15 protein-coding genes are annotated in these 14,553 nt (G+C 59.0%); 7 read left to right on the top strand and 8 right to left on the bottom strand.

The annotated features are described in order from the left end of the window. The first annotated feature begins 120 nt into the window (after window positions 1–120). Window positions 121–627: a disulfide bond formation protein B gene (locus HLUCCO03_RS09780; RefSeq protein ID WP_027830734.1), complete on the top strand. Its 507-nt coding sequence runs from the start codon at window positions 121–123 to the stop codon at window positions 625–627. A gap of 92 nt (window positions 628–719) precedes the next feature. Next, window positions 720–1,202, top strand: a complete 483-nt coding sequence (locus HLUCCO03_RS09775; RefSeq protein WP_027830735.1) for an Rsd/AlgQ family anti-sigma factor — start codon at window positions 720–722, stop codon at window positions 1,200–1,202. 66 nt (window positions 1,203–1,268) lie between these two features. On the opposite strand, the gene HLUCCO03_RS09770 is transcribed toward HLUCCO03_RS09775, so the two are convergent. The 3 genes from HLUCCO03_RS09770 to HLUCCO03_RS09760 form a co-directional block, all read right to left on the bottom strand. Then, complete coding sequence (locus tag HLUCCO03_RS09770) at window positions 1,269–1,979, bottom strand: FKBP-type peptidyl-prolyl cis-trans isomerase (RefSeq protein ID WP_027830736.1); 711 nt, start codon at window positions 1,977–1,979, stop codon at window positions 1,269–1,271. A gap of 111 nt (window positions 1,980–2,090) precedes the next feature. Beyond that, on the bottom strand, window positions 2,091–2,477 hold the full coding sequence (locus tag HLUCCO03_RS09765; RefSeq protein WP_027830737.1) for a hypothetical protein: 387 nt from the start codon (window positions 2,475–2,477) through the stop codon (window positions 2,091–2,093). Continuing rightward, window positions 2,471–3,001 (bottom strand): TIGR02444 family protein, encoded by a 531-nt coding sequence (locus HLUCCO03_RS09760; protein WP_027830738.1) that lies wholly within the window; start codon window positions 2,999–3,001, stop codon window positions 2,471–2,473. Before HLUCCO03_RS09760 ends, HLUCCO03_RS09765 begins: the two co-directional genes overlap by 7 nt. Window positions 3,002–3,049: 48 nt before the next feature. Between HLUCCO03_RS09760 and HLUCCO03_RS09755 the strand changes: the two genes are divergently transcribed. Then, complete coding sequence (locus tag HLUCCO03_RS09755; RefSeq protein ID WP_027830739.1) at window positions 3,050–5,005, top strand: ATP-binding cassette domain-containing protein; 1,956 nt, start codon at window positions 3,050–3,052, stop codon at window positions 5,003–5,005. Here the strand turns inward: HLUCCO03_RS09755 and ppx are convergent. Further along, window positions 5,002–6,513 (bottom strand): exopolyphosphatase, encoded by a 1,512-nt coding sequence (ppx, locus tag HLUCCO03_RS09750; RefSeq protein ID WP_027830740.1) that lies wholly within the window; start codon window positions 6,511–6,513, stop codon window positions 5,002–5,004. The two genes, HLUCCO03_RS09755 and ppx, sit on opposite strands and share 4 nt — an antisense overlap. A gap of 280 nt (window positions 6,514–6,793) precedes the next feature. Here ppx and trxA point away from each other — a divergent pair, with 280 nt between their 5' ends. Next, a complete protein-coding gene (trxA, locus tag HLUCCO03_RS09745; RefSeq protein WP_007153552.1) occupies window positions 6,794–7,120 on the top strand; it encodes a thioredoxin TrxA in 327 nt (108 codons plus the stop codon). Between the two features lie 244 nt (window positions 7,121–7,364). Here the strand turns inward: trxA and HLUCCO03_RS09740 are convergent, their stop codons facing one another. Genes HLUCCO03_RS09740 through moaB form a run of 4 tightly spaced genes read right to left on the bottom strand, consistent with a single transcriptional unit; the run spans window position 7,365 to window position 9,869 of the window. Continuing rightward, the gene (locus HLUCCO03_RS09740) at window positions 7,365–7,811 is read right to left on the bottom strand and encodes a molybdenum cofactor biosynthesis protein MoaE (protein WP_027830741.1); all 447 of its coding nucleotides are present in this window, start codon (window positions 7,809–7,811) and stop codon (window positions 7,365–7,367) included. Between the two features lies 1 nt (window position 7,812). Then, complete coding sequence (gene moaD, locus HLUCCO03_RS09735; RefSeq protein ID WP_036197229.1) at window positions 7,813–8,076, bottom strand: molybdopterin converting factor subunit 1; 264 nt, start codon at window positions 8,074–8,076, stop codon at window positions 7,813–7,815. Between the two features lie 2 nt (window positions 8,077–8,078). Continuing rightward, the gene (glp, locus tag HLUCCO03_RS09730) at window positions 8,079–9,293 is read right to left on the bottom strand and encodes a gephyrin-like molybdotransferase Glp (protein ID WP_027830743.1); all 1,215 of its coding nucleotides are present in this window, start codon (window positions 9,291–9,293) and stop codon (window positions 8,079–8,081) included. 3 nt (window positions 9,294–9,296) lie between these two features. Further along, window positions 9,297–9,869: a molybdenum cofactor biosynthesis protein B gene (moaB, locus tag HLUCCO03_RS09725; RefSeq protein WP_027830744.1), complete on the bottom strand. Its 573-nt coding sequence runs from the start codon at window positions 9,867–9,869 to the stop codon at window positions 9,297–9,299. 367 nt (window positions 9,870–10,236) lie between these two features. Between moaB and rho the strand changes: the two genes are divergently transcribed. The 3 genes from rho (at window position 10,237) to HLUCCO03_RS09710 (ending at window position 14,456) form a co-directional block, all read left to right on the top strand. Continuing rightward, window positions 10,237–11,499 (top strand): transcription termination factor Rho, encoded by a 1,263-nt coding sequence (gene rho, locus HLUCCO03_RS09720; protein ID WP_027830745.1) that lies wholly within the window; start codon window positions 10,237–10,239, stop codon window positions 11,497–11,499. Between the two features lie 463 nt (window positions 11,500–11,962). Then, entirely contained in the window at window positions 11,963–13,450 is a 1,488-nt protein-coding gene (gene ubiD / locus HLUCCO03_RS09715) for a 4-hydroxy-3-polyprenylbenzoate decarboxylase (protein ID WP_027830746.1), read from the top strand. 1 nt (window position 13,451) lies between these two features. Next, window positions 13,452–14,456, top strand: a complete 1,005-nt coding sequence (locus HLUCCO03_RS09710) for a 2Fe-2S iron-sulfur cluster-binding protein (RefSeq protein ID WP_027830747.1) — start codon at window positions 13,452–13,454, stop codon at window positions 14,454–14,456. Window positions 14,457–14,553: the final 97 nt, after the last annotated feature.

Here is a 14,553-nt window from a genome sequence, read left to right as displayed (position 1 = left end):
CCCGCAGGCTCCATTGCTGCTGGGAGAATAGCAGGGTCGATGCAGGGTTGCAGCATCTGGTGGTCTCGCCCCTGTGGCGGGACGAACTGTCTGACATGAATGTTGATCAGAGGTACGCATTTGAATTCCAGAACCGTTTTTTTCCTGATATTTCTGGTTTGCGCCGGTCTGCTGGGTGTGGCCTTCTACATGGAGCACTTCATGGGGCTGGAGCCCTGTCCTCTTTGCTGGCTGCAACGCTTCGGTTTCATGGCCGCGGGGCTGGTCAGCCTGCTGGCAGCTCTGCACGGCCCGCAGGGGTTCGGAATCAGAATCTACGGCCTGCTTCTGGCGTTGAGCGCCGGGGCCGGCCTTGGTGTGGCCGGTCGTCAACTCTGGCTGCAGAGCCTGCCTGCAGACCAGGTTCCGGCGTGCGGTCCCTCAGTGGACTATATGCTGGATGTGATGCCCTGGATGGAAGTGCTGGCTACCGCTCTCAAGGGCACGGGAGATTGTGCCGAAGTGACCTGGCGTTTTCTCGGGCTCAGCATCCCAGGCTGGACCGCAGTCTTTTTTACCCTGCTGGTTATCATAGGCCTCATCCTGTTGTTCAGGCCGCGCAAAAAGTCTGGCTGGATACAGGGCTGAAACGGTTGCGACGGACCGTCAGCATGGGGTAACTTGAGACTCGTCAGAACAAGAAGAACCAAATCAGAACCCGGTAACCGGAGATAGGCGTCATGTTGGATAATTGCCGTAATGCCAGGGAGCGTTGGGGTGGTGTCAGCGAACTGATTGACCGTTGGCTGAAAGAAAGGCAGGAGTTGCTGGTGCACTATTGCGATTTGTCCGGTGCCACGGACTACTCGCAAACAGAGGCACTGCGTGAAAAATTCGTGAGGCTCTGCGAGGTACTGGTCGATTACGTATCAGCAGGGCACTTCGAGATCTACGAGCAGTTGGTACAGGAAGCCAGGGAGTTCAATGATGGTGGCCTGGAACTGGCCGCAAGACTGTACCCGAAGATCGAACAGACCACGGAAACGGCACTGAATTTCAATGACCGTCTCAATGGCCAGTCACTGACCGAGAGCGAAGTCCGCGAGTTGTTCCAGCAGCTCTCGGAGCTGGGTGAGACTCTGGAAAGCCGCTTTGAGATGGAAGATTATCTGATTGAGCATCTTCATAACGCCCACGCAGACAAAGTCATGTCGTCAGCGTGATCCGGTGTGTACCGGTTCTTCCCCGCCATCAACAGATGATGGGGGGAAGAAGCCGGCGTGATGTCATTATTCCGGGTTGATTTCCAGCAGTTCCACGTCGAATATCAGCGTCTCGTTGGGGCCGATCCTCTGATTGCCGCCCTGGCCGTAAGCCAGATCCGCGGGAATGTACAGCCTGGCCCTACTGCCTTCAGACATCAGCTGCAGGCCCTCGGTCCAGCCCGGAATAACCTGATTCAGGCCGAATGTGACCGGCTCACCGCGTTCCCGTGAGCTGTCGAACACCTCACCTGAAATCAGCTCGCCTGTATAGTGAACCCGGACACGATCTTCCGGTGTCGGCTTGTCGCCTTCGCCCTCTTCAAGAATCTCATACTGCAAGCCTGAATCGGTGGTTTCGACACCGTCCCGTTCTGCGTTCTCGGCCAGGAATTCCTCACCCGCCTCGCGGTTCTTGGTGGCGAGTTCGTCTGTCTGTGCCGATTCCTGCTCCTGGAGCTGGGTCTGGTAGGCCATCAGCGCTTCCTGGATTTCCTCGCGGCTCATGCGGGTCTGTTCTTCGTCGCCAGCGTGGCCATGTTGAATGCCCTGCAGAAACTGGTCCATTTGCAGATCTGGCAGATCGTTGCCCATGCGCTCTCCCATCACCAGACCCATGCCATAGCTTACCTTTTCATCGGTAGAGTCCAGTGCGGGGTCGTCCCGGGTTGCATCCTGGGGAGATGAGCAGCCGGCCATGATACCGGCAACCGCCAGTGCGATCAGGGTTTTGTTCATTGCCTGTTCCTTAATTATCGTTACTGTTGAATGATCACGAACGCAGAGAAGGTAGCGGGTTCTGTCGCCGGATGCCACTGAACAAGTGTTAAGGGAGGAGTAACGGCAGCGTTAGCTGCCGTTGTTCGCGGTGTCGGGTGTCAATGCAAACGGGGCCCGGTAGGGAGATTGCCAGTCGGTTTCCGGATCAGCGGTCTGCGGGCGCAAGGGCTCGTTTTCGCCTCTCTCTATGGCAAGGGCATTCCAGGGGCCCTGGGCCGGTGGTTTGTCAGCGTAATGCCAGCTACCGTCACTGCTTTGCCACTTGAAGACGATATCCGGTCCCTCGGTGGGTATGGGCGAGGGAACCAGTCCCTCAAAAGAGGGGATATCCACGCTGGCTTCGGTTTCAGCGGGTGTGGTTGATGTAGTTGCCGGGTCGTTGAGGCCGAAGACAATCAGCGCAACAAGAACACCCAGTGCGGGAAAGGCCAGCCGGATCAGCCATTTCATCAACATGGCTTGTTATCTCCATTTGAGAGTGTCGACAGTTCTCTGGCAAGTGTATCCAGCATTCTGCCGGTCCCGTTATCCATTGTATTCTCCGGTGCCGCAGCGAAAAGGTTATTCCGGGCCAGACTGGCCGTGGCTTCTTCACCCGAGCCTGTGGATGTATCTGAAACCAGGGCCTGATAGGCCAGTGCCAGCTCCACCCGCTCTGCTTCAAGTTCACTGCGGGCTATGGACTCCCTTACCTTAGCAGTGCGAGAGTCGTTTTTCGTTATGTATTTTCGCGCAGACCTGAGCGGCTCGGTCACCTGCTTTCGCCAACTTGTTACCGCGTCAGCTTCGTGCCCGGAAAACCTGCGTCTGCAGGATGTCAGCCAGGCCGCACAGAGAATCCGCGTAACACTCCAGCCAAGCTCTTGCAGCTCCAGGCACGTTTGCTGCGCACGGGGCAATGCCCAGAACCGGCAGGCAAATTGCCAAAGCGGGTTTTCCGGATCCGCATCCTCAGGTATCTTGCCCCCACTACACGACATAGAGCCTCTGCCGGTTCCCTATTCAACTTTCCCTGATACCATTACGTCATGCTAACGATAACCGATCTCAGTTTACAACGGGGTGGCGTCTGGTTGCTAGAAGCCGTCAACCTGACCGTTCAGCCTGGCCAGCGGGTGGCAATAGTCGGAGCCAATGGCGCCGGGAAATCCAGTTTGTTCCAGTTATTGCTGGGGCAGCTTGCACCGGAGCAGGGTAGCGTGTCTTTACCCGGTGGCTGTCGCATTGCCCACATGGCCCAGGAAGTGGCTGCCTCATCACGCAGTGCCAGGGATTTTGTGCTGGACGGTGATCACGACCTGCGCCGAATGGAGGCAGAGCTGGCGGCTGCCGAAGAGCGTGGTGATGATCATGCGGTTGCGCGTATTCATGGTGAGCTGGATGTCCACGAGGCCTGGTCTGCGCCGCGTCGCGCCGAATCCCTGCTGCGGGGGCTCGGGTTCTCGGATGCCGACGCTGACCGGCCGGTTTCTTCGTTTTCCGGGGGCTGGCGGATTCGCCTCAACCTGGCCCAGGCATTGATGCGCCCTTCGGACCTGCTGCTCCTGGACGAGCCCACCAACCACCTGGACCTGGATGCCTGCCTGTGGCTGGAAAACTGGCTTCGACGCTACGAAGGCACGCTGTTGTTCATTTCCCATGACCGGGACTTCATGGATCGTGTGGCTACACATCTGGTGCATTTCGATCAACGAAAACTGGAGCTGTATACGGGTAATTACTCAGCCTTTGAAACCCAGCGCAGTGAGCGTATCGCCCAGCAGCAGGCCGGTTATGAGCGTCAGCAGGCCAGAATTGCCGAGATCCAGCGATTCATCGACCGTTTCAAGGCCAAGGCAACCAAGGCGAGACAGGCCCAGAGCAGGGTCAAGGCCCTTGAGCGTATGGAGAAAATCGCACCGGCCCATGTGGACTCGCCGTTCAGTTTCGAGTTTCCGGTGGCCGACAAGGTATCCAATCCATTGCTGTCCATCCGCAACGGTGCGGCCGGATACGGCGAAACAGTGGTTCTTGAGGGAATCAACCTGTCGTTGTTGCCGGGAAGCCGGATTGGCCTTTTGGGCCCCAATGGTGCAGGCAAATCCACGCTCATGGATGCCCTTCGGGGTGAGCGCACGCTGCTGCGGGGCGAACGCACCACCGGGGAACACCTGGCCATAGGTTATTTCGCCCAGCACCAGCTGGAGTCCCTGGATCTGGATGCCAGTCCCTTCCTGCACCTGCAGCGCCTCGCCCCCAGGGCATCTGAGCAAAGCATCCGTAACTTCCTGGGCGGCTTTGATTTTCATGGCGACGGTGCGCTGAGCCCTATCCGCTCGTTCTCAGGTGGCGAGAAAGCCAGGGTGGCCCTGGCGGTCATCGCCTGGCAGAAGCCCAATCTGCTGTTGCTGGATGAGCCCACCAACCACCTGGATCTGGAAATGCGGCAGGCGCTGACCATGGCGCTGCAGAATTTCGACGGGGCAATCGTGGTGGTCTCCCACGATCGTCACCTCCTGCGCAACACCGTGGATGATTTCTGGCTGGTGAACGACGGCCGTGTCACTGAATACGACGGTGATCTGGAAGATTATGAGCGCTGGCTGGCGGATCGGCGCAAGGATGAAACCGAAGCACCCAGGCGCGAAGCCGGCGGGGTTGATGGGGCCAGTAGTCAGGCCCAGGCGGCGGGCGCTGCGGCCGGTGAGAATGCCGAAGACCGCAAGGCCCGCAAGCGGGCAGAAGCGGCGATCCGACAGAAGCTCAGCCCCTATCGCAGGAAACAGGCGGCGCTGGAGAAGGAAATGGACAAGCTTCAGTCTGCGCTGGTGACCCTGGAGCAGCAACTTTCCGACCCCGATCTGTATGCCGACCAGGGCAAACAGAAGCTGAAGGAATTACTGGGGCAGCAGGCCGCCGCCAAAAGCCGTCTGGCCGAAGTGGAAGCAGAGTGGCTTGAAACCAGCGAAACCGTGGAGGATCTCGAAGCAGAGCTGTTGCCCTAGACTTTGACTTCCAGAGTGAAATCCTGCTTGGACAGGTAGTCACGCTCGTTTTCAAGGTCGGCAAGGGTAAGTGGGCGATCATCCAGCCAGCCGGAAGGAAACTCCACCGTCAGGCCATTGGTGGACGGGCGCAGGCGAAGTTCCGGTGGCTGTTCGTGGTTGCGCGGGTGCTGGAGCAATACCGCCAGGCGCACCAGAACGCAGAGATAGCGCAGGCGGGGAATGTCTTCCGGGGCCAGGCCCTCGAAGATCGCAGACGAGAACTTGCGCCGGTGCCCTCGCACCAGCGTTGCCAGGTCCCGCTGGAATTGCTGACTGAAACCGGGCAGATCGGAATAACGCAGCAGGTAGGCGCCATGCTTGTGGTACTGGCTGTGGGAAATGGTCAGGCCGATCTCATGCAACCGGCAGGCCCAGCGTAACACCTCCTCGTCTGCCGGTGTGTTCAGTGCCCAGGAATCGGCTACCTGTCGCCAGGCGACAATCGCCGTCTCCTCCACGGCAGCACCGTGCTCCTGGTCAACGTGATAGCGCTCCTGCAGGGCCTGGATGGTGCGCTCCCGCACATCTTCATGCTGGATCCGCCCGGCAATATCGTAGAGCAGGCCTTCACGGAGGGCGCCGTCAGCAAAAGTCATGTCCTTGATCTGCAGCGACTGGAACGCCCCCATCAGAATGGCAAACCCGGCCGGGAAAATGCTCTGGCGGTCAGTGCGCACACCCAGGTCGCCGAGCTTCTCCACCTTGCCCATATCCACCAGGCGTTTTCGGAGCTCGGTCATTGCTTCGAGGGTGATAATGCCGTCAGTGATCTTGAGGCTGGCCAGCACGCTGGAGATGGCCTTGATCGACCCCGATGAGCCCACCGCGCTTTCCCAGCCCTTGTTACGGAAGTGCTGGCGGATATTGAGCAATTCCTGCTCGGCATGGGTTATTGCCCGGTCCATCTGCTTGCGGGTGATCTTGCCATCCGGAAAATAACGGTTGCGGAACGACACGCAGCCCATATGCAGGCTTTCCAGGTCCTGGGGTTCGAACCGTTCCCCGATGATAAACTCGGTGCTGCCACCGCCGATATCAATCACCAGCCGCCGGCCACTGTCATCCGACAGGGTATGTGACACGCCCAGATAGATCAGGCGGGCCTCCTCCCGGCCAGCAATGATCTCCACCGGATAACCCAGAACCTCCTCCGCCCGGGCCATGAACTCCTGGGTGTTACGGGCCACCCGGAGTGCGTTGGTGCCTACCACCTGAACCGCTTCCGGTGGCATACCCTGCAGCCTCTGGGCAAACCGGCTGAGGCACGCCATGGCACGCTCCTGGGCTTCCTCGGTAAGGCGGTTGTACCTGTCCAGGCCAGCACCAAGCTGAACCTTCTCGCCCATCTTCTCAAGGGTGCGGATCTCACCGTGAACAAGGCGGGCAACCACCATGTGGAAACTGTTGGAGCCCATATCAATCGCTGCGAGCAGCTCTGGCGAGGTGGCGGAGGAGTTGGCCGTCACGTGTATTGAATTCCTTCTGCCAGGCCCTGATAAAGAGGGAAGAGAGCGTGATAAACCGCGCGGGTGACACCCCGGCAACGGCTGTTTGAAAACCAGCGACAATGCGATGGCAGGCGGAAACCGCCAGACTTGTGATTACTATAAGCGATATGTGGTGTAACGCAATGGTGCGCCGCGGGTCAGTGTAATCCGAAGCATGCCGAAGAAAGGAAGCGCTTCACATCCGCGTGATCAATCGCGTAAAGTATCGCCTACCATGACCAAGAATCGGGAAACTGAAATGAGCGGAAATATTGTAAACGTTACAGATGCCTCCTTTGAGCAGGACGTACTGCAGTCGGACGTACCGGTACTGGTGGACTACTGGGCAGAATGGTGCGGCCCATGCAAGATGATCGCCCCGGTACTGGAAGAAATGGCCGAAGAATACGAAGGCAAGCTGAAAGTCTGCAAACTGAACATCGACGAAAACGAGCAGACACCGCCCAAATTCAACATCCGCGGCATCCCCACACTCATGCTGTTCAAAAACGGCAACGTGGACGCCACCAAAGTCGGCGCCCTGTCCAAATCCCAGCTGGCTGCGTTCCTGGACAGCAATCTCTGATTGCCGCCACCGGTCAAAACCGCCCCTGAGTTGACCTCACGGGCGGTTTTTTATTGCCTCGAGCAAATCGCACGGAAGCCGCTCCTCAGGCAAGCAACCAGCCAGGCAAGTAATGCCGAGCCACCTTTCCGAAAATGTGCGGAGCCATGGATGGCGGAGCCCAAGCGTACAAGGACGTATTCAAAGCGTTTTTCGGAAAGGTGGCTTGGCATTAGTTGCCGTCTGGCAAAAAAGCCCGAAGGAACTACTCCCAACTCTGCGACCGGTCCAGATCCGAAGCCTTCTGCTCAACCCAGTGCTCACTGTCGCCACTGATCTCCTTCTTCCAGAACGGCGCCGACGTCTTCAGAGCGTCCATGATGAACTCACAGGCCGCAAACGCATCCCCCCGATGGGCACTGCAAACCCCCACAAACACAATCTGCTCACCCAGCGGCAGATACCCCACCCGATGAATAACCCGCGCCTCCCGCACATCCCAGCGTTCGGACGCCTCACGGATCAGCCCCTGGATAACCTGCTCCGTCATCCCGGGGTAATGCTCCAGAAACAGCCCCGTCACACCCTCCATATCGCCGCTGTCCCGGACCAGCCCGGTAAACGTCGCGATAGCACCCGTGCCGGACCCACTGTCACGGAGCGCCCGGTATTCCTCGGCGGGATCAAAATCCTGTTGCTCAATACGAATCACATCAGCCCCCTGTTACCGGCGGGAAAAAGGCCACCTCATCGCCGGGGTGCAATGTCTTGTCCGGTTTGGTCATCAGCTGATTGACCGCAATCATCACCGGCTGCGCGCCATCCAGCTGAGCCCAGTTTCCCCCTCTTTCAGCCAGGTCATGCAACAGCTGGCCCGCCGTCAGGCCAGGCCTGGCCTCGACCGTCAGTGAGGCCGTATCCAGCTCCTCCCGCAGGCGGGCGAAAAACTTCACGGTAATGTTGTTATCTGCAGCCATGGTTATTCCAGCAGCTCCGCAAATGAATAGTAAGTAATGGTATCACCAATACCAACGGCCGTATTTTCCGGCACTACCGCCAGGCCTTCAGCCCAGCAGGCCGCGCTGAGTACGCCCGAGCTCTGATTGGGGTAGGCGTTGACGACAGGGCCGTCCTCACCGATACCCTTGCGGGCGCGGACGTACTCCCGTCGAACCGAAGGGTTCCCGACCGAAAATCCGGCGGGCATCTGTTCGCCAGGGAGTGAAATGGACGGCCGTCCCTGGCAGGCGCGTATCAGCGGCATACCCACGACCAGGAAAGTAACCAGCACCGAGGCCGGGTTGCCGGGCAGGCCCAGCACCGGGGTGCCCTCAATGCTGCCAAAAGCCAGGGGTTTGCCCGGTTTCATGGCCATGCGCCACAGCGACAGGCTGCCGGCCTCTTCCAGCACCACGCGTACATGGTCTTCCTCACCCACCGACACGCCGCCGCTGGTAATGATCAGGTCGGCCTCCGCGGCCGCACGCTCGAAGGTGCTGCGGGTTCCGTCACGGGTGTCTGCCAGGGTCTCGCAGAGTGCGACCTCACATCCGGCTTTCGCCAGCAGGCCCAGCAATGTATAGCGATTGGAGTTGTAGATCTGTCCTGGCGCCAGGGGCTGGCCCGGGTCTACCAGCTCATCACCGGTGGTCAGAATGGCCACTCTCAGTTTCTTGTAGACTTCAATCTCGGCCACACCCATCGAGCCCAGCAGACCCATTTCCTGTGGCCGGACCTTTGTGCCCTTCGCCAGTGCCAGTTCACCCTGGGTCAGATCCTGCCCCCGGCGGCGAATATTCTGGCCTTCGCTGACCGGTGCATTGATGGTGATGCCATCTTCGGTCACCGTGACCCGCTCCTGCATGACCACCGAATCCGCACCTGCCGGAATTTCCGAACCGGTGAAAATGCGCACGGCGGTGCCGGGTTGGAAGGAGCCGGGTGCCTCGCCTGCGGCCACTCGACCAGACACCGGCAGCACAGTGGCTTCGGCGACGTCCCCGGCGCGCACTGCGTAACCATCTACCGCGCTGTTGTCAGCGGGGGGGACGTCTGCCGGAACGCTGTAGTCCCTTGCCAGCACCCGGTCCAGGCTGTTTTCAAGGGCCACCGTTTCGGTGTCTGTAACCGGACGGGCCTGGGTGACCAGACGGCTGATGGCATCGTCAACGGGGGTCAGGTCTGAACTTGCCATGAATTATCGCTCCGAACGCTCGCCAATGACTTCGTTAATACGGCTGAAAGGCTTGTCCGGCTTGCCCAGGGCCAGTCCCGAGAAATTGCAGGGGCCGTGGCGGCTGTCCAGTTGTGTGCTCAGGATGCCATTCCAGCCGGTGCGGCAGGCGCCGGTGGAACCGGGCAGGCAGAAGATGACGGTGTTATTGGCCATGCCCCCGAATGCACGGGACTGGATGGTGGAGGTGCCAATCTCACTGGCGGACAGGCGGCGGAATTCCTCGCCAAAACCTTCAATGGTCTTGTCCAGCAGCGGGATCACCGCTTCCGGTGTGCTGTCGCGCTCATGAAAGCCGGTGCCACCGGTGATAATCACCACGTTGATGCCCGGGTCCGCTATCCAGCCAGACATCAGAGCACGCACCAGGTAAACGTCATCAGGAAGAATGCGCCGGGCAATGAGCCGGTGTCCGGCGCCGGTCAGGCTGTCTTCCAGAAACTGCCCTGACGAGTCCTCCTCCACACCACGGGTGTCAGATACCGTTAACAGGGCAACGTTCAGGGGTTTCATTTCACGCGTGGTGTCGATGCTCATGGGAGTACTCCGGAGTCTGTAAAGTCATCCTGTCAGTATCCGCATCGATGGCTGTGAATGGAAGGGGAGTAACCCATCAGAGGGAGGGCAAGCCGTATTTTGTGGGGTACAGGAGGCCTGAAAACCGGAAATAGGCCCAAAAGTGTGCAACACCACTTGACATTGATATACGAGGTGGCTGATGATCGCTGTTGCCCGGCGAACGGTTGTTCTTCCTGTCTCTGGCTTTAGTACCTTTCCGGATACCATCTACACCGGTTGCTCCATCTGGCCAGCACCTAGACAACGTATACCCGATCAACCCGTTCAGGGGCATCCCTGTCATTCCAATGTTCGTTTACTTCCATTCCTGACAATCTAATAACCTATGAATCTTACTGAACTCAAGCAGAATTCCATGCCCGAATTGCTCGATATTGCGCAAGAGATGGGCCTCGATAACCTGGCCCGTTCGCGCAAGCAGGATGTGATCTTCACCATCCTGAAGAAGCATGCCAAGAGCGGCGAAGACATCTACGGTGACGGCGTACTGGAGATTCTGCAGGACGGTTTCGGCTTTCTGCGGTCTGCTGACGCTTCCTATCTGGCCGGCCCTGACGATATCTACGTCTCCCCGAGCCAGATCCGTCGCTTCAACCTGCGCACCGGTGACACGGTTGCCGGCAAGATCCGCCCGCCAAAAGACGGGGAGCGCTATTTCGCCCTGTTGAAAGTCAGCGAGATCAACTTCGACAAGCCGGATAACGCCCGTAACAAGATACTGTTCGAGAACCTGACACCGCTGTTCCCCGATGAGCGCCTGATGCTTGAAGCGGGTAACGGCAGCACCGAGGATCTCTCCTCCCGTGTTCTGGATCTGGTGGCACCCATTGGCAAGGGCCAGCGCGGCCTGATCGTTTCTCCGCCCAAGGCCGGTAAAACGCTGCTGATGCAGAGCATTGCCCAGTCCATCACCCGTAACAATCCGGAGTGCCATGTGATGGTACTGCTGATTGACGAGCGGCCCGAGGAAGTGACCGAGATGCAGCGCACCGTGCGCGGCGAAGTCATCGCCTCCACCTTCGACGAGCCCCCGGCCCGTCACGTGCAGGTGGCCGAGATGGTGATCGAGAAGGCCAAGCGCCTGGTCGAGCACAAGAAAGATGTGGTTATCCTGCTGGACTCCATCACTCGCCTGGCGCGTGCCTACAATACGGTGATTCCGTCCTCGGGCAAGGTATTGACCGGTGGTGTGGACGCCCATGCCCTGGAAAAGCCGAAGCGGTTCTTCGGTGCTGCCCGTAACGTGGAGGAGGGCGGTAGCCTGACCATCCTGGCGACAGCGCTGGTCAACACCGGGTCCAAGATGGACGAGGTGATCTACGAGGAGTTCAAGGGCACCGGCAACATGGAGATCCACCTGGATCGCAAGATTGCCGAGAAGCGCACCTATCCTGCCATCAATATCCGCAGCTCCGGCACCCGCCGTGAGGATCTGCTGATGAGTGAGGCGGATATCCAGCGTATCTGGATTCTGCGCAAGCTGCTGCACTCCATGGACGACGACACCGCGGCCATCGAGTTCCTCCTGGACAAGCTCAAGGAAACCAAGACCAACGCCGAGTTCTTTGACTCGATGAAGCGGCGTTGATTCTGCTTATGGCCTTCTTTGCGCACTGAGCTTTGGGGGCTGGCAACGCCGGGGATCGTCTCCCCGGACACGCCGTGAACCCATCCATGGGGGCTCGGCATTGCCATCCCTGGCAATGCACGGTCCGGGGAGACGATCCCCGGCGTTGCCGATCTGACTCATTGCGCGCGAACCACACTTACTGATTGCTCTCTCGTACTTTGAGTCAGATTCTGCAAAACCCGACTGTTCGCTTTGAGATTCGTTGTTCTTGCGTATAACTCGCGCTTTCTGAACAGGGTGGGGGATGCTTGTCCCAGACCCTCATTTGCCATGGATGGCAAATGGGAGCCTACATGGACGTATTCACGGCGTGTCTGGGACAAGCATCCCCCATCCTGTTCCTGCACCTGATTTTCCGGCAGCGAATCCAAACCGAACATTCGAAAATCACGTACAATGCCGGAATCAACCGGAGCAGCCAATGAAATACAACGACCTGAGGGACTTCATATCCCAGCTTGAAAAGCTTGGTGAGCTGAAGCGAATTTCAGTGGAAGTGGATCCCCACCTGGAAATGACCGAAATCTGCGACCGCACCCTGCGGGCAGGTGGTCCTGCGTTGTTGTTCGAGAACCCCAAGGGTTACGACATGCCCGTGCTGGCCAACCTGTTTGGTACCCCGACCCGCGTGGCCATGGGTATGGGCCAGGACAATGTGACCGCGCTGCGGGACATCGGCAAGCTGCTCGCGTTTCTCAAGGAACCCGATCCCCCCAAAGGCTTCAAAGACGCCATCGAGAAACTGCCGCTGTTCCGGCAGGTGATGCGCATGAGCCCGAAGGTGCTGCGCTCTGCGCCATGCCAGGATGTGGTGATTGAAAAGGATCAGGTGGATCTGTACCAGATACCGGTGCAGCACTGCTGGCCGGGGGACGCCGGGCCGCTGGTGACCTGGCCATTGGTGATTACCCGTGGCCCCCACAAGGAGCGACAGAACCTGGGTATCTATCGCCAGCAGGTGATTGGCCGCAACCGGCTGATCATGCGCTGGCTCAGTCACCGGGGCGGTGCGCTGGACTTTCTGGAGTTCCAGAAGGCCAACCCCGGCAAGCCCTATCCGGTGGCGGTTGCCCTGGGTGCGGACCCGGCCACGATTCTGGGGGCGGTAACGCCGGTGCCGGATTCGTTGTCGGAATATGCTTTTGCAGGACTGTTGCGGGGTGGCCGTACCGAGCTGGTGCAATGTGGCCTCAGTGATCTGCAGGTGCCGGCCAGTGCCGAGATCGTGCTGGAAGGCTTTATCTACCCGGATGACATGGCTCCGGAAGGGCCGTTCGGGGATCATACCGGGTATTACAACGAGGTGGATCAGTTCCCGGTGTTTACCGTGGAGCGCATGACCCACCGTAAAGACCCGATATACCACAGCACCTACACCGGTCGGCCACCGGATGAGCCGGCCATTCTCGGAGTTGCGCTGAACGAGGTGTTTATCCCCATCCTGCAGAAGCAGTTCCCCGAGATCGTGGATTTCTACCTTCCGCCGGAAGGCTGTTCCTACCGTCTTGCAGTGGTGACCATGAAGAAACAGTACCCCGGCCATGCAAAACGGGTAATGATGGGAGTATGGTCTTTCCTGCGGCAGTTCATGTACACCAAGTTCGTGATCGTCACCGATGACGATGTGAACGCGCGGGACTGGAAAGACGTGATCTGGGCCATGACAACCCGGATGGATCCGGCCAGGGATACAACGCTGGTGGAGAACACGCCGATCGACTACCTGGATTTCGCCTCGCCGGTGTCCGGGCTGGGGTCGAAGATGGGCATGGATGCCACCAGCAAGTGGCCCGGTGAAACAGACCGTGAGTGGGGCACGCCCATTACCATGTCCGATGACGTCAAAAAGCGTGTCGATGACATCTGGGACAGCCTGGGGATTGAAGTTACGCCCGATCGTCCCGACTGATATGGCCGGCGAAATTTTTCGTATCAGGCTGGCACCGTCTGCGTTGACGTATTCCGCCGCAGCGGATGAGACCCTGCTTGAAGAGGCAGGTAAGGCGGGCATCGCCGTTCCCGCCGCCTGCCGCAACGGAGTCTGCGAGCTCTGTGAAGCCCGGTTGCTCAGTGGCGACGCCCTGAACACCCGTAATCAACAACTTATTCCGGTCACCGGGCGCCTGATGATGTGTCGCACCCTGGCCCTCAGTGACCTTCAACTGGAGATACACGCCGTTATGGCATCCGGAGACAACCAGCCCCGCAAGTTCCAGGCAAAGGTGGTGGACGTCCGTTCCATCAGCCACGATGTATACCGCGTGGAACTGCAACTGCCCCGTCGCCGGGAACTGTCGTTTCATGCCGGCCAGTACCTGTCGGTCAACCTGCCGGATACCGACCCCTGCTATTTCTCCATTGCCAGCAGCCCGTCGGCAGAGTTGATCGAATTGCATATCCAGGCCACGCCGGAGTGGGTCTCTGCCCAGAGGGTGATCGATGCTCTGACCTCCGGTGGGGAAGTCACTGTTGAGCTGCCCCATGGCCGCGCCTGTCTGGCTGCAGCACCACAGAAGCCGCTCCTTTTGGTGGCAGCCGGCACCGGTTTTGCCCAGATGAAGAGCCTGGTGGATTACCTTCGGGAGACGTCCTACAACGAACCGGTGAAGCTATACTGGGGCGTTCGTCGCCACGAGGATATGTATCTCCGCTCCCTGGCCCAGCAGTGGCAGGAGGAGTGGCCTCCGTTCACCTTCCTGCCGGTAGTAGGAGATGACGAGGACAACGACTGGAGCGGACACCACGACCAATTGGTGCGCACGGTGCTGGCTTCAGGTATGGACTGGAATAACGTGGAAGTCCACGCCAGTGGGTCGCCGACGATGGTTTACACGCTGATGGATGCGCTGGTGGACGAAGGGTTACCCCAGGAAGCGTTTTTCTCCGATGTGCTGGAATACGCGCCTCGGGGGTGATTCTGCAATGTCGGATTACGCTGCGCTAATCCGACCTACGGGTGTTCCCCGTAACTCCAGCCAATGTAGGTCGGATTAGGCAAAGCCGTAATCCGAC

The sequence above is a fragment of the Marinobacter sp. HL-58 genome (assembly GCF_001314605.1).
In the GTDB taxonomy this organism is placed as follows: domain Bacteria; phylum Pseudomonadota; class Gammaproteobacteria; order Pseudomonadales; family Oleiphilaceae; genus Marinobacter.
The sequence above is the reverse complement of the archived record's forward strand: the minus strand, read 5'-3'. Positions and strand labels throughout refer to the sequence as shown.